We start from the raw sequence: 17,588 nt of genomic DNA on the forward strand, positions 1-17,588 counted from the left end.
CCGCAGGGCTAGCCCCCGTAGACCGTGCTCCAGCGTTCGATAAGCGCCTGTTGCAGGGTCTTGGCACGCCTGTTCCATGCGGCCGCGCCGGGCGGGCGTTCGTCCTGTGCGGAATTGACCTTGGCGCGCAGGCTGTCGCTGGCGGTGAAAATCGCAAAGGCCATCTCGGCGCCGTCGGGGGTTGTCATATAGCCGGCAAGCGCGCTTACAAAATAGAGCGTGCCGGTTTTTGCCACCACCTTTGCCGGTTGAATCTTGAGGGTACGCCCGCGCGCATCGCGCAGCGGAATATCGCGCAGCAGCGGCTTTAACAGCCCCGCTTTATGGGCCTTTCCAAGCCCGCGTGCCATTGACGCCGCCGTCAGCCGTGAGGCATCGCCAAGCCCCGAGTGATCAACCAGCCGTGCGCCGCTCATGCCGAGCACCGCTTGTGCCCATTCGGTCATTTCGCGCGCCGAGGCCGATAGCGATACGGGTTTGCCAAGCCGCGCGGCGCTGCTGGCAAGGCCGACCATCTCGGCGGTCAGGTTGGTGGAATAGCGCAGCATTTGGCGCAAAATGGTGCTGAGTGGATCGCTTCGATAGGTGACAAGGGCGGTGCCCGAGGGCGCCTTGCGGGTGATCTCGGGCTGGCCCAGCTTGATGCCCTGCGAGCGCGCGAAGGTGGCAAAGACCTCGCCTGCGTAAAGCTCTGGCTGACGCACCGGCAACCACCGTGCGCCGCCATTGCCAAGCGCGCTTCGGGCGACGGTCCACTCGTCGCGCTGAGCAGTGCCGCGATACGTGTAAACCGGCGCGCTCCGCTCGGCGATCCGCATGCGCGCGGTGGTCACATCCGGGCGGTACTTGTCGGATCGCGCATCCATGGTGATGGCATATTTGCCGCCGCTGCGCTTCCACTCAAAATGCACCCGGTTGAAATTCAGGTTCAGCCCCGAGAGAGCCGGGTTATAGCCCGCGTGCTCGGGTTGTGTTTCATCAATAGCGCGCCGGAACGGCACGGCGCCGCCCCAGACCAGGAACTTGCCGCGCAATTCGCGCAGTCCGGCCTTTTTAAGGGCGGCGGCCATCCCGGCAAGCGCGTTGGTATCAAGCGTCGGATCGCCGCCACCGGCAAGTATCAGATCGCCCTTGAGGATCCCGCCGCTGATCGGTCCGGTGGCGATAAGGCGGGTCTGAAACCTGTGATCGGCCCCGAGTGTATCCAGCCCGTAAAGCGCCGTTACCGCCTTGGTCACGCTGGCGGGCGGCAGACCGAGGGCGGCGTCGCCCTCTTCCAGGATAAGGCCCGTCGTGGCGTCGCTCACCGCAAAGCCGACGTTTCCCGACAGCCTGGCTTCGGCAATCAGCGCGCTCGTGCTTGGCGCCGAGGGGCCGCGTGTGGCGACGCTGCGCGCGATGTCGCGCGGCCTAGCCCTGGGGCGCAGGGATACGTCTGGCGCACCGGCCCATGCGGGCGCGGCAAGCGCGCAAAGCGCGGTGCCCAGAAAGGCGCGTCGGGAAAGCGGCGTGGTCATGGCACCAAGTAAAGCGCAGCCCGCAGTCCTGTGCAATCGGGTTTCGCAGTCACGGTCACGTCACTTTTGCGGCACTTCACCCCAAGCCCCGTCACGGCGCAGCCGGGTCGAGGAAATTGCCATCATCGGTACGTTGACAAAACACCAGGCCGGGGTGTCGCAGAGGCCAAGCCGCTGGCACTGGCGGGCGGCAAGGCGGGCGTGACCATAGGCGCGCGCGGCGGGCGACATGCGTGCGGAAATCCGCTGGCCGGGGCGGGCAAGTACGCCGACCGGCACGGTGTCCAGGATCTCGCGCCAATCCTGCCAGAGGTGAAACTGTGCCAGGTTGTCGGCCCCCATAAGCCACACGAACCGCACGCCCGGTCGCGCGCGGCGCAGCGCCCGCAGGGTCTGGGCGGTATAGCGGGTGCCTGCCTGGGCTTCGAAATCGGTGATGTCGATGCGCGGGTGGTCGACAAGCGCGCGCGCCGCCGCCATCCGGCGCTCAAGCGGGGCGGGGCCGTGGTCCTTGAGGGGGTTGCCGGGGCTCACCAGCCACCAGAGCCGGTCAAGCCCGAACCGCTTGAGCGCCTCGCGGCTGATATGCAGATGGCCCGCATGCGGCGGATCGAACGATCCGCCCAGAAGGCCGATCACCTGACCGGGATGCGAAGGGGGCAGGGTGTAACTCATGGCCCTTTCATTGCCAGCCGCGTGCGCGGTGTAAAGCGAAAACGCGCGGATCGGGGGCGTGTTCAGGGATCATTCCGGTCAAACGGGTCGCGCAGATCGCGTGGCAGCAACAGGCGCCAGAAATTGGCCTCGGCATGGATCAGGTTGCGCTTCGGGCTGTCGGGGGGCGCGTCGGATTGCAACACCCTTGCCATATCCATCAGCACCTCGGGGTTGTTGCGAAAATAGCCATGGCTCGATTTTCCGGTGACCGCGCTGACATTGATGAAATCCACATTGCCGATCTGGGCGAAAATCTCGCGGTCATTGGGTTCCAGCTCGGAATAGGACAGGCGGCCAAAACGGGTGCCGGTCATCAGGGTCTGGGCAAGTCCAAGCGCGCTATCCTCGGGGTTGATATAGACGGTGATGCGGCCAAAGGCGGGGCCGAATTTTTCGGCAACAAGGCGCTGGCGCACGACGCCGAAATCAAGATCGGGCGCGGCGAGGATCAGGTTCTCGATGCGTAGGCTCTGGCGCGGGTTGCGACCTGCGGCGCGGGTTTCGATCACCAGTTCGCGCAGTGCGGTTGTCACAACATCGCTGCCGCGGCTATGGGCGATGATATGGAACCGTCCCAGCCCCGGCGTGGCGGTAATCATGCGCAGTGTTTCCTTGAGGTGGAAAATCGAAAACTCGCCGCTTTCACGATCCTTGAAATACCCGAACATTCCCGGATTGTCCGCAGGCCAGCTATAGGCAAGCGGCACCGGGCCCTTCCCCGCGCTCTGCCAGATTCGCGCAAGGGTCTCCACGGACTCCGCGAAGCTGCTGTTGAAGCCGTGCACGTAAAGCAGGACCTCGTCCTGACCGCTTTCGCGGAGCGCCTGTGCGAGTTGCGCCTGAAGGGCCGTGGCGCTGGTGCCATAGCGCGTGGTGGCCGCGCGGTCAGGCAGGATGACACCGGCGTTTTGCGAAAACGGCAGCGGGGTCGCAGGAAAGCGCAGCGCCTCGTGAAGCTGTGTCAGCCGGGACCTCTTTCCGTTCTCGTCAGGGCGCAGGCGCGCGGTGCCAAAGGCCATCGAGGAACTGCGCTTTGGGGTGTAGAGCAACGTTCCCTCGGCGGGCCGGGACGGGTTTCGGTCAGTGATGAAGTAAAGCTTCAGGTCCTCGCCCGACGTGTACGGGATCGCATCAACCTCGGCCAGCGGGCGCGGGCCGCCGCAGCCTGCAAGTGCCAGCATAAACACAAGCAAAACGGTCTGGTAGAGGTCGATCAGCGGGCGGGGCATGGCCGGGGTCGCTCTGGGTTGGGTCTCCGGGGACAGTATGACGCGGCTTTTTGTCTTGGGGCAATCTCGAACTTTGCGCGCGGGATCGCCAGTGTTCTAACGGGTTTTGGCGAAAGACACAGGTGGGGTCACGCAGTGTTTACCTTGGCTGGCCTGCAAAGTGATGTATGGCGGGATGTCCGTGCGCGTCCTACGCTCTGTCACCCACTTCGGCATCCGGTGGGCGCGCGCAATGCGCTAGGCCATTGAACCTGCGCGTCATGGGCGTTATCTGATGCGCTGGATTACAGATACGCAAGCGGAGCGGCACAAAATGGCAGCCTATCAATACGTCTATCACATGCAGGGGGTTTCCAAGACCTATCCGGGCGGCAAGAAATGTTTCGAGAACATTCACCTGAGCTTTTTGCCCGGAGTCAAAATCGGCGTGGTGGGCGTGAACGGGTCGGGTAAATCGACCCTGATGAAGATCATGGCCGGGCTGGATTCCGATTTCACCGGCGAGGCCTGGGCCGCCGAGGGCGCCAAGGTTGGCTATCTGCCGCAGGAGCCGCATCTTGATCCGGCGCTGAACGTGCGTGACAACGTCATGCTGGGTGTCGCGGCCAAGAAGGCCAAGCTTGATCGCTTCAACGAATTGGCGATGAATTATAGCGACGAGACCGCCGACGAGATGGCACAATTGCAGGACGAGATCGACAGCCAGAACCTCTGGGATCTGGATTCGCAGGTCGATATCTCGATGGAGGCGCTGCGCTGCCCGCCCGATGACGCCAATGTCGAAAGCCTGTCTGGCGGTGAACGCCGCCGTGTCGCGCTTTGCAAGCTGTTGCTGGAAGCGCCTGAAATGCTTTTGCTCGACGAGCCGACCAACCATCTTGACGCCGAGACCATCGCCTGGCTGCAACAGCATCTGATCGACTATAAGGGTACGATCCTTATCGTCACCCACGACCGTTATTTTCTGGACGACATCACCAGCTGGATTCTCGAACTGGATCGTGGCCGCGGCGTGCCCTACGAGGGCAACTATTCCGCATGGCTGGAACAAAAGGCCAAGCGGCTGAGCCAGGAAGCGCGCGAGGACAAATCCAAGCAAAAGACGCTTGAGCGCGAACTTGACTGGATGCGGCAGGGCCAAAAGGCGCGTCAGGCCAAGCAAAAGGCCCGGATCAACGCCTATAACGAACTGGCCAGCCAGTCCGAGCGCGAAAAACTGACCCGTGCCCAGATCGTGATCCCGAATGGCCCGCGCCTTGGCAACAAGGTGATCGAGGTCAACGGCCTTACCAAGCACATGGGCGACAAGCTTTTGATCGAAGACCTTAGCTTTTCACTGCCGCCGGGGGGCATTGTCGGGGTGATCGGGCCGAACGGTGCCGGGAAATCGACGCTGTTCAAAACCCTCACCGGGCAAGAGGCCCCGGATTCGGGCACGATCGAATATGGCGATACGGTCAAGCTTTCTTACGTCGATCAGGCGCGCGACGATCTGGCGCCGAATGACAACGTCTGGGAGGCGATTGCCGACGGTCAGGACATCATCAAGCTTGGCGATGCCGAGGTGAACGCGCGCGCCTATTGCTCGTCGTTCAACTTCAAGGGCGGCGATCAGCAAAAGAAGGTATCGCTTTTGTCGGGCGGCGAACGCAACCGGGTGCATATGGCGCGGCTGCTCAAGGATGGCGGCAATGTCCTGCTGCTTGACGAGCCGACCAACGACCTGGATGTCGAAACCCTGCGCGCGCTGGAGGATGCGCTGGTGGATTTCGCCGGCTGCGCCGTGGTCATCAGCCACGACCGCTTTTTCCTCGACCGGATCTGCACGCATATTCTTGCCTTCGAGGGCGATGCGCATGTGGAATGGTTCGAAGGGGCCTTCAGCGATTACGAAGAGGACAAAAAGCGCCGCCTTGGCCCCGATGCCCTTGAGCCCAAGCGCGTGAAGCACAAGAAGTTCGTGCGATAGGCGGAACGGATCGGCTTTAATATTGGGGGCGGGCGCGAAATTACCTTGCTATTTTTGCGCCTTGCCCCCATATGCAGCTTGCGAACGTTATTCTATTTCGACCTGCTGTCTCCCTAAACCGGCGCTCAGTCTTCGATGCAGACATACCTTGCCGGGCTGCCGCACCTACGCGGGCAGCATTTAGATTAGGAGAACACGGATATGGCTACTGGCACCGTGAAATGGTTCAACACAACTAAAGGCTTCGGCTTTATTGCCCCCGATGGCGGCAGCAAAGACGTTTTCGTACACATCTCGGCCGTAGAACGGTCGGGCCTGTCGGGTCTTGCAGATGATCAAAAAGTAACATTTGACATCGAAGCCGGCCGTGACGGCCGCGAAAGCGCAGTCAACCTCGCTCTGGCATAAGCCTCAGCTTCGGTAAGATTACAGGCGCGGCCCCCGAAACGGGGCCGCGTTTTGGGTTTTTGGGTGCGGTATTTTGCATCGGGTCGAAAGTGCTAGCGCTAAACCGGTTCACCCCGGCGCGCGAAGGGGTTAGAAGGCGCAGAAGGCCAAGCCAGGAGCAGTTATGCGTATCCCAAAACCCGTCGTTTTATGCATTCTGGATGGCTGGGGCCTGAGCGAACAAACCGAGGCGAACGCGCCACATCTGGCCAACACACCCACCTTTGACCGGCTGATGGCGACCTGTCCCAACGACACGCTGATCACCCATGGCCCCGATGTCGGCCTGCCGCGCGGGCAGATGGGCAATTCCGAGGTCGGGCATACCAATATCGGCGCTGGCCGGGTTGTGGCGATGGATCTGGGCCAGATTGACCTTGCGATTGAAGACGGCAGTTTTTTCGACAATGCGGCGCTGCAGGGTTTTATCGCCAAATTGCAGAAAAGTGGCGGCCGCGCGCATCTTGTCGGGCTGGTGTCGGATGGCGGCGTGCATGGGCATATGACCCATATCGTGGCCGCAGCCAGGGCGATTACCGATGCCGGGGTGCCGGTGGTTCTGCATGCGCTCACCGATGGGCGGGACGTGGCGCCGAAATCGGCGCGGGTCTATCTCGAACGGCTCGCCGAGACATTGCCCGATAACGTCGAGATCGCCACCGTGATCGGGCGCTATTTTGCCATGGACCGGGACAATCGCTGGGGCCGGGTGCAAGAGGCCTATGAGGCGATCGCCCTTGGCAAGGGCATCCGCTGTGCCAGCCCGCGCATCGCGGTGACCAATGCCTATGTGCGCTCTGAATCCGATGAATTCATCGCGGCAAGCGTGATCGGCAACTATCTTGGTGCGCGCGATGGTGACGGAGTGTTCTGTCTCAACTTCCGTGCCGACCGGGCGCGCGAGATCCTGCAGGCGATTGCCGACCCGGAGTTCACCGGTTTTGACACCGGCAAGCGGCCCGAATGGGCGGCGCTTTTGGGGATGGTCGAATATTCCGAGGCGCATAACGCGTGGTATGACACGGTGTTTCCGTCGCGCGACATACGGAATACGCTGGGTGAATGGGTGGCCAAGCAGGGCCTGCGCCAGTTCCATTTGGCAGAGACCGAGAAATACCCGCATGTGACCTTCTTCCTCAACGGTGGCAAGGAAACGCCAGAGCCCGGCGAAGACCGCTATATGGCGGCCTCGCCGCATGTGGCGACCTATGACCTGCAACCGGAAATGTCGGCGCCCGAGGTGACAGAGCATTTCGTCGGCGCGATCCATGCCGGGTATGACCTTATCGTGGTGAATTACGCCAATCCGGACATGGTCGGCCATACCGGCGATCTTGGCGCGGCGATGCAGGCCTGCGAGGCCGTGGATCAGGGGCTGGCGCGGGTGGTCAAGGCGTTGGATGAGGTCGGGGGCGCGATGATCGTGACCGCCGATCACGGCAATTGCGAGGTGATGATCGACCCGCTTTCGGGCGGCCCGCATACCGCGCATACGCTCAACCCGGTGCCGGTCATCCTTGTGGGGGGCGCGCCGGGCGCACACCTGCGGTCGGGCGGGCGGCTGGCCGATCTTGCGCCGACACTGCTTGAGTTGATGGGCCTGCCGAAGCCCGAGGAAATGACCGGGAAAAGCCTGATAGCATGAAGATTTTGCACGCCCTTTTCTGTGTCGGACTGGGGCTTGGGGCACCGGCCCTGGCGCAGACCCAGACCGATCCGGCCAAGGCGGCGCTGGCGGCGTCGGATCGGCTAAGCCGGGCAGCAGAGGCGCTTGATGCGGCCGAGGGGGCGCAAAACCGGGTCAAGGCGCTGACCGAAACGATCACCGCCTTTGAAGACGGGCTGGAGGCGATGCGCGACGGGCTGCGCCGGGCAGCGGTGCGTGAACAGGCGCTCAGCGCGGAATTACGCGCCCGCGACGAAGAGATTGCCCGGCTCTTAGGCGTCCTTCAGACCATGGGAACTGCGCCGGTGCCGGTGTTGCTCATGCATCCGGCGGGGCCGGTGGGTACGGCGCGGGCGGGCATGATCCTGTCCGAGGTGGCGCCCGCGCTTGATGCGCGCGCCCTGGCCCTGCGCGACAAGGTGCAGGAGTTGAGTGTGCTGCGCGCACTGCAACAAAGTGCGGCGGACAAGCTTCAGGAGGGGCTTGAGGGGGTGCAGGAGGCACGCAGCGCCCTGAGTGCCGCAATGGCAGAGCGCACCAACCTGCCGCGCCGCTTTACCGAGGATCCGGTGAAAACCGCGCTTTTGATCGCCTCGACAGAAACCCTAGACGGTTTCGCCAGCGGGCTGAGCAAAATCGCAATCGACGAGGCGCCCGGAAGCCTGCCGGATATCAGCGCGCGCAAGGGCGTGCTGCCGTTGCCCGTCGAAGGGCGCATCCTGCGCCGCGCGGGCGAGGCGGATGCCGCAGGTATCGAACGTCCCGGCATAATCGTCGTCACCCGGCCACGCGCCCTTGTGCGCACCCCGGCGGCGGCGACGGTACGCTATCGCGGCCCCTTGCTTGACTACGGAAATGTGATCATTCTGGAACCGCAATCGGGGATTTTGCTGGTGTTTGCCGGGCTTGATGTTGTTTATGGTCAAACAGGCCAGGTATTGCCCGGTAATAGCCCGGTCGGACTTATGGGCGGGACCGGGGCAGAGGGCGATCTGCTTTTGGCCGCCGATTCTCAGGTGACGGGTTCCGAACGGACGCAGACACTCTATATTGAGGTCAGACAAGACAATTCCCCAGTGGACCCGCTTGCGTGGTTCAAGACCGACAAGGAAGACTGAAACATGAAAAAATTCCTGATGGCCGCTTCGGCCGGTATTCTGACCGGCGTTGTGGTGACAACCCAGGTGGCAGCACCGCTTTTGGCGCAGGAAGCGACCGAGTCTATCGACGTATACGAACAGCTTGATCTTTTCGGTGATATCTTCGAGCGGATTCGCGCCCAGTATGTCGAGAAAGTCGATACAAAGGATCTGGTCGAGGCGGCGATCAACGGCATGCTGACCTCGCTTGATCCGCATTCAAGCTATCTGTCGCCGGACGATTCAGCGAACATGCAGGTGCAGACCCGTGGCGAATTTGGCGGTCTTGGCATTGAGGTGACGCAGGAAGACGGCTTTGTCAAAGTCGTCTCGCCGATGGATGGCACCCCGGCCGACCAAGCCGGTATCGAAGCGGGCGATTTCATCACCCATGTCGATGGTGAAAGCGTTCTTGGCCTGACCCTGAACGATGCCGTCGACCTGATGCGTGGTCCGGTGGGCAGCGAGATCATCATTACCGTCGTGCGCGAAGGCACGGCCGAACCCTTCGATGTGTCGATCATTCGCGACACCATCAAGCTTACGGCGGTCCGTGCACGCGTCGAACAAAGTGCCGTGGTGCTTCGGGTGACCACCTTCAACGAACAGACCTATCCCAACCTTGAGGCCGGGCTTGCCGAGAAGATCGAAGAACTGGGCGGCGAGGACAACGTCAGCGGCATCGTTCTTGATCTGCGCAACAATCCCGGCGGGCTTTTGAATCAGGCGATCAAGGTGTCGGATGCCTTTCTTGACAAGGGCGAGATCGTAAGCACCCGCGGGCGCAACCCCGAGGATGGCGAGCGTTTCAACTCGACGCCGGGCGATCTGAGCAATGGTAAACCGATTGTCGTGCTGATCAACGGCGGCTCTGCCAGTGCCTCCGAGATCGTCGCCGGGGCGCTTCAGGATCACCACCGCGCGATCGTTGTCGGCACCAAGAGCTTTGGCAAAGGGTCGGTTCAGACGGTGATGCCGCTGCGTGGCAATGGGGCGATGCGCCTGACCACGGCGCGCTATTACACGCCGTCGGGCCGCTCTATCCAGGCGCTTGGCGTGAGCCCCGACATCCTTGTGGAACAGCCGCGCCGCACCCCGGCCACCGAAGAGGATGAGGCCGCCACAACCCGGCCCGACCGCTCCGAGGCGGACCTGCGTGGGCGCTTGTCAAATGACAGCCTCACCGAGGATGAGATCAAACAGATCGAAGAGGATCGCGCACGCGCCGCAGAGGCGGCCAAGCTGCGCGAAGAGGATTACCAGCTGGCCTATGCCATTGATATCCTGCGCGGCCTGTCGGTGATGGGTGGCGCAAACTAAACGTTCCCCCAGACATTGAAAGGCCCTGTCCCGATCGGGACAGGGCCTTTTTTGTGATCCGGTGCCATTATGAGCCTGAAGCAGAAGCCTGATTGGAAAACCCACAGTTTGGGCGTGCACATAGCAGCGACAAGGCCACCACGTCCCGCGCTGCAGATCTTGGGGTGGACATATTGAATGGGTGGGGGCGGCGCGCAATCGGTCGCGTTTGCCAGCCGCCAGTTCACTCCTGCTCGCCCGGTGATGCCCTGTCGTGGGCCTTGGTCTAGCCTCCGCGCTCAGGTTTTCGGCGGGGTCCAGGCGCGCAACACCTTGCTGTTGTCGTCATCGTCATATTCATAGAGTTCTTCGGTGGTTACACCGGGAATGGCGCCAAATTCGTCTGAGGTTCTGCGCGGAAGCCAGGACCTGCCGACCTGACCGGGGAACAGCTCCGCGAGGATCTGGGATGTCGAAAGCGAACACTGCGCCGAGGGCACCGGGCCTGCGGCCTTGGAGAGCGCGATGGCGCGTTCTGCCAGTTCGGGCGAGACATCGAGGCGCTGAATACGCACGCGATAGGTCTTGCGTGCGTGATAGCGGGTATAGACATCGGCCACCGGCGGGGTGATGCCATAAAGCAAGTCGTTGCGTTCCGGGATTGTCTCGTGCTTGAACGATCCCGCCGGGTCAAAGATCACCCGTTGCGATCCGTTGATCATCAACGAGGTATGGGCGCCCGCATCGCTGTGGTTGTTGAGCATGGTGAACAGGGTCAGGCGCGGCGGCCCGTCATGCCGGTAAGCGGCGCGTGACACGGCCTCATCCGGGGCCCAGACCGATTCGGCGGCGCAGCCCGCCATCATCGACACCGCCGCGATTGCCAGCATCCAACCCCGCATCCGACCCCCTTTACCTTACTGCCCGCCAGTCGGCGATTTAACGCCTCAGCTGTTGACCAAAGCCATGAAGATCAGCACGCCGATGATGACGACAACGCTCCATGTGACTGCTTTGACAAAGCCGTCAAAGGTTTTTTGCTGTACCTGAATATCCATCTCACCATGCTTGTGATCGGCCATTTGGGTATCCTCTTTCTTAACTGAATTTATGTCTCTCGCGGCTGGATACTGTATTTGTCGGGGGCTGTCACCACCCAAGCTGCCGCAGGGGATCAAGCTTTTGCAAGGTCTTCGGCAAGACGGAAACCAATGCGGTTGGGTGCCGCCACTTCCGCCGGTTTCGGCAGGGCGCGCAGCGTCACGCTAAGCTGGCCGACATGCTGAACAAGCTGGGTACGCGCGCCGCTGGCATCCGCGCCATAAAAGGTCACGATGTCGGGGTCGAAATATCCCATGCCTTCGATCCGCAGAACCCCGGCATTGCCGCCGACAAAGCCCATTGCCACCTCGTGTTCCTCGTCGAGGGTTTTTTCAAAGTTCTGGATATAGAGGATCAGCCGCTCATAGGCCCATTGCGCCGGGCTTTTCTTGTCGCTCGGCTTGTCGGCAAGAGCCTTGGCGGCGGCGCCGATACAGGGTTGATCCGGATCGGAGTGGACTTCGTGACAGCGCGGTATCGCATGGGCCTCTGCGGCCTCGGCCGAGGTGCTTATCTTGTCGTCCATGTTTCCACTCCTCTCAACTGTCACATACCTGCCAGAGCCAGGCCCCGTCGTCGCGGCGCCAGCGTCTGACCTCGCCAGCCTGATGCATATGATTGAGATGCGCAACCGCCTCGACAAGGGCCAACCCATAGGTGTCGTGATCAATTTTTCGTTTGAAGAGCTGCGGGAAACACTCGGCGGCGGTGTGCGGGGTCTTGAGGTGATCGCGCAGGCGCGCCAAAGCGCCGTGGTGGTTTTCGCTAAGCTGTCGCATCCGCATCGGCAGCCCGGTAAACGGCAGCTTGTGCCCGCCAAGCACCAGATGATCTTCACGCGCAAAGCTGGCAAGCCGATCACAGGCTCTCAGCCAGTCGGCCAGCGGGTCGGCCTCGGGTTCGGCCGGATAGACGCCGATATTGGGGCTGATCGAGGGCAGGATCTGATCGCCGGCGATGACCAGGGCGTCATCGCGGCTCCAGAGGGTCAGGTGATCGGGGGCATGCCCGCCGCCAAGCCGCACATCCCAGTCACGCCCGCCCGCGCGGATCACGTCGCCCTCTTGCATCCGGGTATACCCCACCGGCAGCGGGTAACAGATATCGGCGAAATTATAGGGCCGCTCGGCGCGCCGGGCCTCAAACACATCGGGGGTCATTCCGGCCCTGCGCCAGAATTCCAGCGCCTGCGGGGTCGGTTTGTCTTCGACATCGAGGATCAGCATCCGCGACAGCAACCAGGAGGTGCGCGTCGTCCAAAGTTCGGCGCCGAAGCGATCCATGAGCCAGCCCGCCATGCCGATATGATCGGGGTGGTGGTGGGTCAGGATCACGCGGGCGACGGGTTTGCCAGCAAGCGGCCCGGCCAGCAGGGTCTCCCACAGGGTCACGCTGCGTTTATTATGGATCCCGGTGTCGACGATGGTCCAGCTGTCACCCTCGTCAAGCGCATAGACATTGACATGATCAAGCACCATCGGCAGCGGCAGGCGCAGCCAGAGCACGCCAGGCGCCACGGTGGTCGCCTCGCCCGGCGCGGGCGGTTCCGCCCAGGGGTAACGGATGATCCCTGTACCGCCGTCCATCATGCGCCAAGGTCCTCGGTGCCAAGGGCGTAAAGGTCGTCGGCGCCGGATGTGGCATGGGCCAATAGCCCGGCATGTTCCGGCAAAAGCCGGGTGATGTAGAACCGCGCAAGGCGCGTCCGGGCGCCGGTGCCGCCCTCGGCGAGCGCCGCCTTGAGGTGGAAATGCCCGCCAAGCACCCGCGCAAAGCCGCGCAGGAATGGCGTGGCCCCGGCAAACCTCTGGTTGAGGTCGCTGTTGCCCAGCATCCATTCCATCGCTTCGCGCAGGCTCTCGGTGGCTTGCCAGACAGGTTCGGCAAGATCGGGAAGTTGCCCGCGTGCGGTTTCGGCCAGGGCCTCGATTTCGTCGAGGATGGCAAAGCCCGCCTCGCCGCCATCCATGAGCTTGCGCGCGACAAGGTCCATTGCCTGAATGCCGTTGGTGCCCTCGTAGATCGCGGTGACGCGCACGTCGCGATAATATTGCGCCGCGCCGGTTTCCTCGATAAAGCCCATGCCGCCATGCACCTGAACGCCCATTTCCGAAACGGCCATGCCGGTATCGGTGCCAAAGGCCTTGGCAATCGGCGTGAGGAAGGCGGCACGCGCGGCCCATGCCGCATCGCCCGTTGCGGTCTGCATGTCGGTGGCCGCCGCACAGGTAAGCGCGATGCTGCGCGCGGCAAAGATATCCGCCTTCATCGTGCTCAGCATGCGGCGCACATCGGCGTGATCAATGATCGTGCCGGTGCCGCCCTCGACCGGGGTGCGGCCCTGTTTGCGATCGAGCGCATAGGCAAGCGCGTGCTGATAGGCGCCTTCGGCGACGCCGATGCCCTGACCGCCGACCCCTAGGCGGGCGTTGTTCATCATGGTGAACATCGCGCGCATCCCGTCATGCGGTTTGCCCACCAGCCAGCCGGTGGCGCCGTCAAATTGCATCACGGCGGTCGGGCTGCCGTGCAGGCCCATCTTGTGTTCAAGGCTCACCACCTTGAGGCTATTGGCCCGCCCCGGCGCGCCGTTCTCGTCGGGGATGAATTTGGGCACCAGGAAAAGGCTTATCCCCTTGGTGCCGGGCACCCCGTCGGGCAGGCGGGCAAGCACGAGGTGACAGACATTTTCGGTGAAGTCGTTGTCGCCCCAGCTGATATAGATTTTCTGACCGGTGACCGCATAGCTGCCGTCGCCATTGTCCTCGGCCTTTGAGCGCAGCGCGCCGACATCCGAGCCGGCCTGCGGCTCGGTCAGGTTCATGGTGCCGGACCATTCGCCGCTGACCAGCTTGGGCAGGTAGATATCCTTGAGTGCGTCACTGGCGTGATGTTCCAGCGCCTCGATCTGGCCCTGGGTCATCAGCGGGTTGAGCTGAAGCGAAAGGCAGGCAGAGGACATCATTTCATTGACCGCCGCCGTCACCGTCATCGGCAGGCCCATGCCGCCATGTTCGGGGCTGGCGCTTATCGAGACCCAGCCCCCGTCGGCAATTGCGCGGTAGCCTTCGCCGTATCCCGGCGAGGTCCGCACGATGCCGTTTTCAAGCTGTGCCGGGTGAAGATCGCCCGGACGTTGCAGCGGATAAAGCACATCCTGGCACATGCGCGCAGCCTCGCCCAGAATGGCGAGTGTCATATCGGGGCTCGCCTCGGCAAAACGGTCCGTGGCGGCAACTTTTTGCAGATCGACAACATGATCGAACAGGAACTGATACTCCTCGACCGGGGCGCGATAAGGCATTGAAATCTCCTGACATGGGTGGGGCGACTTGGCAGACGGGCCGCGCCCCTATATGGAACTTACCTTGAATCAAAGCGTAATCAATCGTGGCCTGCCTTCAACCGCTACGCCGCGTCATAAGGGGTCACGTCATCGTGGAAACGGCATGTCTTTCGCCTGATCAACAGGGATTTGCAAGGGCTGCGGCGATTTTGCGCAGCGGGGGACTTGTCGCGTTTCCCACCGAGACGGTCTATGGGCTGGGTGCGGATGCGCGCCAGGATCATGCCGTGGCCCGGATTTTCGAGGCCAAGGAGCGGCCGCGCTTCAATCCGCTGATCGTGCATGTGGACAGCATCGAAACCGCGAAAGCCTATGTTGAATGGGATGCTGAGGCCGATGCTTTGGCAGGTGCGTTCTGGCCGGGGCCGCTGACACTTGTGCTTCCGCTGAAGCCGGGGACAGGGTTGTCGCCGCTGGTGACCGCCGACCTGGCGACTTTGGCGGTGCGTATGCCCGATCACCCGGTCGCGCAGGGCCTGCTTGCGGCCTTCGGCGGGCCGGTGGCGGCACCCTCGGCCAATCCCTCGGGGCGGATAAGCCCGACTGAGGCCGGGCATGTGCTGGCCGGGCTGTCCGGTCGGATCGAGGCCGTTCTCGATGGCGGGGCCTGTCCGGTCGGGGTGGAATCCACAATTCTGGGGCTGGCGGGCGCGCCGACGCTGTTGCGGCCCGGCGGGCTTCCTGTCGAGGCGATCGAGGCGGCCCTGGGACAGCCCTTGCGCCTGTACGGGGCGGGCGACCCGGTAAGCGCGCCGGGGCAGATGCAATCGCATTACGCGCCGGGGGGGCTTGTGCGCCTGAACGCCACCGAGCGCCGCGAGGGGGAGGTCCTGCTTGGGTTTGGTGCGGTCGAGGCCGATCTTAACCTGTCGGTTTCCGGCGACCTGACCGAGGCCGCGGCCAATCTGTTTCACCACCTGCATGCGCTTGATGCACAAGGGGCGCGCGTGATCGCGGTCACGCCCATACCCGACCGTGGGCTGGGGCGGGCGATCAACGACCGCTTGCGACGTGCAGCGGCCCCGAGGGAGTAGGGGGCGCTGCCCCCGTCGCGCAGGGCGCGACTCCCCCGGAGTGTATGTGCCAAGAAGAAGCTGTTTGCAGGGTGCTAGCCGAACAGGGCGAGGCCGCCATAAAGCGCGAGCGCGCCCAGGGTGATGGCGAGGATCACGTTGCGGGTGAAATATCCCACCGCCAGCGTGATGAGTGCCGCCACCATCCGGGGGGCGTCAAGGGTTCCGCCCGTGGCGGCGGGCCAGACCACAAGCGGCGCCACCAGGCCCGGCAGAACAGCCACGGCGGTATAGCGCAGATGGCGCAGCATCCAGACAGGCAGGGGGCGGTCGCCGATCAGCCCGGTGAATACGAAACGCAGGCCGAAACTGCCGAGGCCCAAGAGGATGATCACGATCCAGAGGCTTGTTTTGTCAATCATGATTGGCCCTCTCTGGGCGGGGCGATTCGCCGCTCGAGCATCCGTTCGACCTGGGCGCCGGTCATCATGGCGGAGAGGCCCGCGATCAACAGGCCGAGGTTATAGGGCAGAAACGCAAAGACCAGCGAGAGGGCGACCGACACGAAGGCCGCCGCCATGTGGGCCGGTGTGCGCAGCATCGGGGCAATCATCGCAAGAAATGTGATCGGCAGAGCGAAATCGAGCGCCAGCCCCTGTGGGATAGAGGTTCCGACCAATGCGCCGACGAGGGTAAAGACGTACCAGAGCGGGCAGATCGGAGTGACCACGCCGAAGAAATACGAGAGCCGCTGCGGGATTGACCAGCCGGGGTTGGCCTCGAATTTCACGATCGCGCAGGTATAGCTTTGATCGACGGTGAAATAGGCGGCCAGCGCGCGTTGTCCCAATGTTGCCCCGCCAATATAGGGGGTGAGAGAGGCCGAATACATCGCCATGCGCAGGTTGACCGCCAAAGCCGAAATCAGCGCAATCGCGGTGGGTGCGCCGTCCGAGAGAAGCTGAAGGGCGGTGAATTGGGCCGCGCCCGCGATGACGAGGACCGAGAAGCTTAGCGTTTCCAGGACGTTCAGGCCCGCCTCTGTGGCAACAACGCCGAAGAGCAGTGAAAACGGGATGATCACAAGAATAAAGGGGGCGCCATCGCGGACGCCTTGCCAATAAATCGATTTGGTGGTTTGCCTTGGCACCGCTTGCCCCTAAGTTGCCTTTGCGCTCCTGACGGGCGTACCCAATGCAAGGAGGAGATGCAATTGGCCTTGAGCGATGATCTGTCCGGTTACCTGATCGCGCCCGACCCCGATGCGCCGCGTCTGACGCGGGCCGTCGAGGGGGAGGACCACACAGGCCAGCCGATGCGCATTTCCGTGGTGGAAGAGCGGCCTTTGACGATTTTCCTGAACGGTCAGGAAATCGTGACCGCGATGACGATTGGCGATTACCCGGAATACCTGGCGCTCGGCTTCCTGCGCAATCAGGGGATGCTGGCCAACGACGAAGTGGTCCGGGGTGTCGATTACGACGAGGATCTCGAGACCGTTGTGGTGCGCACGGATGGGCAGACCACCTATGAAGAGAAGCTGAAGAAGAAGACCCGGACGAGCGGCTGCGCCGTGGGCACCGTATTCGGCGACATGATGGAGGGGCTGGAGGGCGTTCGCCTGCCCGCCGTGGAGGTGAAAACCTCGGATCTCTATGCGCTGGCGGCGCAGATCAACCGCACCCCCTCGCTTTATCTCGAGGCGGGGGCGATCCATGGCACGGTGCTGTGTCAGGGCGCGCAGCCGCTGGTCTATATGGAGGATGTCGGCCGGCATAACGCGGTTGATAAAATCGCGGGCTGGATGCTGAGCGAGGGCGTTTCGGCAGGCGACAAGCTTTTGTATACCACCGGGCGGTTGACATCCGAGATGGTGATCAAGACGGCGATGATGGGCATTCCGATCCTCGCCTCGCGCTCGGGCTTTACCGCATGGGGGGTGGAGATTGCGCGTCAGGTGGGATTGACCCTGATTGGCCGGATGCGCGGCAAGCGGTTCGTGTGTCTTTCGGGGGAAGAGCGTCTTTTGCGGGACGCTGATCCCGAAGCGGTGGGCGAAGAGGATCACAAATACCGTCGCAAGGGGGCCCCGACATGACCGTCCGGGCGCGGGACATTTTCTTTGCTGAAGAAAATGTATCAGAA

At 62.8% G+C, this 17,588-nt stretch carries 17 protein-coding genes; 7 read left to right on the forward strand and 10 right to left on the reverse strand.

Going from position 1 to position 17,588, the window contains the following annotated elements:
* Positions 1-8 precede the first annotated feature (8 nt).
* From dacB to QZ522_RS00080, 3 genes are all read right to left on the reverse strand, one after another.
* On the reverse strand, positions 9-1,517 hold the full coding sequence (dacB, locus tag QZ522_RS00070; protein ID WP_294606170.1) for a D-alanyl-D-alanine carboxypeptidase/D-alanyl-D-alanine-endopeptidase: 1,509 nt from the start codon (positions 1,515-1,517) through the stop codon (positions 9-11).
* A 60-nt stretch (positions 1,518-1,577) separates the two neighbouring features.
* Positions 1,578-2,192 (reverse strand): nicotinate-nucleotide adenylyltransferase, encoded by a 615-nt coding sequence (locus QZ522_RS00075; RefSeq protein WP_294606173.1) that lies wholly within the window; start codon positions 2,190-2,192, stop codon positions 1,578-1,580.
* A gap of 62 nt (positions 2,193-2,254) precedes the next feature.
* On the reverse strand, positions 2,255-3,463 hold the full coding sequence (locus tag QZ522_RS00080; RefSeq protein ID WP_294606176.1) for an alpha/beta hydrolase: 1,209 nt from the start codon (positions 3,461-3,463) through the stop codon (positions 2,255-2,257).
* Positions 3,464-3,776: 313 nt separating this feature from the next.
* Between QZ522_RS00080 and ettA the strand changes: the two genes are divergently transcribed.
* From ettA to QZ522_RS00105, 5 genes are all read left to right on the forward strand, one after another.
* Positions 3,777-5,432: an energy-dependent translational throttle protein EttA gene (gene ettA, locus QZ522_RS00085; RefSeq protein WP_294606178.1), complete on the forward strand. Its 1,656-nt coding sequence runs from the start codon at positions 3,777-3,779 to the stop codon at positions 5,430-5,432.
* A 201-nt stretch (positions 5,433-5,633) separates the two neighbouring features.
* Positions 5,634-5,840 (forward strand): cold-shock protein, encoded by a 207-nt coding sequence (locus QZ522_RS00090; protein ID WP_294606181.1) that lies wholly within the window; start codon positions 5,634-5,636, stop codon positions 5,838-5,840.
* 163 nt (positions 5,841-6,003) lie between these two features.
* Positions 6,004-7,524 carry a 2,3-bisphosphoglycerate-independent phosphoglycerate mutase gene (gene gpmI, locus QZ522_RS00095; RefSeq protein WP_294606183.1) on the forward strand — a complete coding sequence of 507 codons (1,521 nt, stop codon included), beginning with the start codon at positions 6,004-6,006 and terminating at the stop codon, positions 7,522-7,524.
* The gene (locus QZ522_RS00100; protein WP_294606186.1) at positions 7,521-8,663 is read left to right on the forward strand and encodes a peptidoglycan DD-metalloendopeptidase family protein; all 1,143 of its coding nucleotides are present in this window, start codon (positions 7,521-7,523) and stop codon (positions 8,661-8,663) included. The genes gpmI and QZ522_RS00100 overlap by 4 nt, the downstream gene beginning before the upstream one ends.
* 3 nt (positions 8,664-8,666) lie before the next feature.
* A complete protein-coding gene (locus QZ522_RS00105; RefSeq protein ID WP_294606189.1) occupies positions 8,667-10,004 on the forward strand; it encodes a S41 family peptidase in 1,338 nt (445 codons plus the stop codon).
* A gap of 278 nt (positions 10,005-10,282) precedes the next feature.
* Here the strand turns inward: QZ522_RS00105 and QZ522_RS00110 are convergent, their stop codons facing one another.
* The 5 genes from QZ522_RS00110 to QZ522_RS00130 all read right to left on the reverse strand — a co-directional run bounded on the left by QZ522_RS00110 (position 10,283) and on the right by QZ522_RS00130 (position 14,388).
* Positions 10,283-10,885 carry a hypothetical protein gene (locus QZ522_RS00110; protein WP_294606191.1) on the reverse strand — a complete coding sequence of 201 codons (603 nt, stop codon included), beginning with the start codon at positions 10,883-10,885 and terminating at the stop codon, positions 10,283-10,285.
* A 45-nt stretch (positions 10,886-10,930) separates the two neighbouring features.
* Entirely contained in the window at positions 10,931-11,065 is a 135-nt protein-coding gene (locus tag QZ522_RS00115; RefSeq protein ID WP_294606194.1) for an aa3-type cytochrome c oxidase subunit IV, read from the reverse strand.
* Between the two features lie 92 nt (positions 11,066-11,157).
* Positions 11,158-11,610, reverse strand: coding sequence for a hypothetical protein (locus QZ522_RS00120; RefSeq protein ID WP_294606195.1), 453 nt, complete (start codon positions 11,608-11,610; stop codon positions 11,158-11,160).
* A 13-nt stretch (positions 11,611-11,623) separates the two neighbouring features.
* Complete coding sequence (locus QZ522_RS00125; RefSeq protein ID WP_294606197.1) at positions 11,624-12,670, reverse strand: MBL fold metallo-hydrolase; 1,047 nt, start codon at positions 12,668-12,670, stop codon at positions 11,624-11,626.
* Positions 12,670-14,388, reverse strand: coding sequence for an acyl-CoA dehydrogenase (locus tag QZ522_RS00130; protein ID WP_294606200.1), 1,719 nt, complete (start codon positions 14,386-14,388; stop codon positions 12,670-12,672). The genes QZ522_RS00125 and QZ522_RS00130 overlap by 1 nt, the downstream gene beginning before the upstream one ends.
* Before the next feature lie 134 nt (positions 14,389-14,522).
* Here QZ522_RS00130 and QZ522_RS00135 point away from each other — a divergent pair, with 134 nt between their 5' ends.
* Positions 14,523-15,464, forward strand: a complete 942-nt coding sequence (locus tag QZ522_RS00135) for an L-threonylcarbamoyladenylate synthase (protein ID WP_294606203.1) — start codon at positions 14,523-14,525, stop codon at positions 15,462-15,464.
* Positions 15,465-15,538: 74 nt separating this feature from the next.
* Here QZ522_RS00135 and QZ522_RS00140 read toward each other — a convergent pair whose 3' ends face one another.
* Positions 15,539-15,865 carry an AzlD domain-containing protein gene (locus tag QZ522_RS00140; protein WP_294606205.1) on the reverse strand — a complete coding sequence of 109 codons (327 nt, stop codon included), beginning with the start codon at positions 15,863-15,865 and terminating at the stop codon, positions 15,539-15,541.
* Positions 15,862-16,593: an AzlC family ABC transporter permease gene (locus tag QZ522_RS00145; protein WP_294606208.1), complete on the reverse strand. Its 732-nt coding sequence runs from the start codon at positions 16,591-16,593 to the stop codon at positions 15,862-15,864. Before QZ522_RS00145 ends, QZ522_RS00140 begins: the two co-directional genes overlap by 4 nt.
* A 57-nt stretch (positions 16,594-16,650) precedes the next feature.
* On the opposite strand from QZ522_RS00145, the gene fdhD reads away from it, so the two are divergent.
* Positions 16,651-17,541, forward strand: a complete 891-nt coding sequence (gene fdhD, locus QZ522_RS00150) for a formate dehydrogenase accessory sulfurtransferase FdhD (protein ID WP_294606210.1) — start codon at positions 16,651-16,653, stop codon at positions 17,539-17,541.
* Positions 17,542-17,588: the final 47 nt, after the last annotated feature.

The sequence above is a fragment of the uncultured Roseovarius sp. genome (genome assembly GCF_913054395.1).
Taxonomy (GTDB): Bacteria; Pseudomonadota; Alphaproteobacteria; order Rhodobacterales; family Rhodobacteraceae; genus Roseovarius.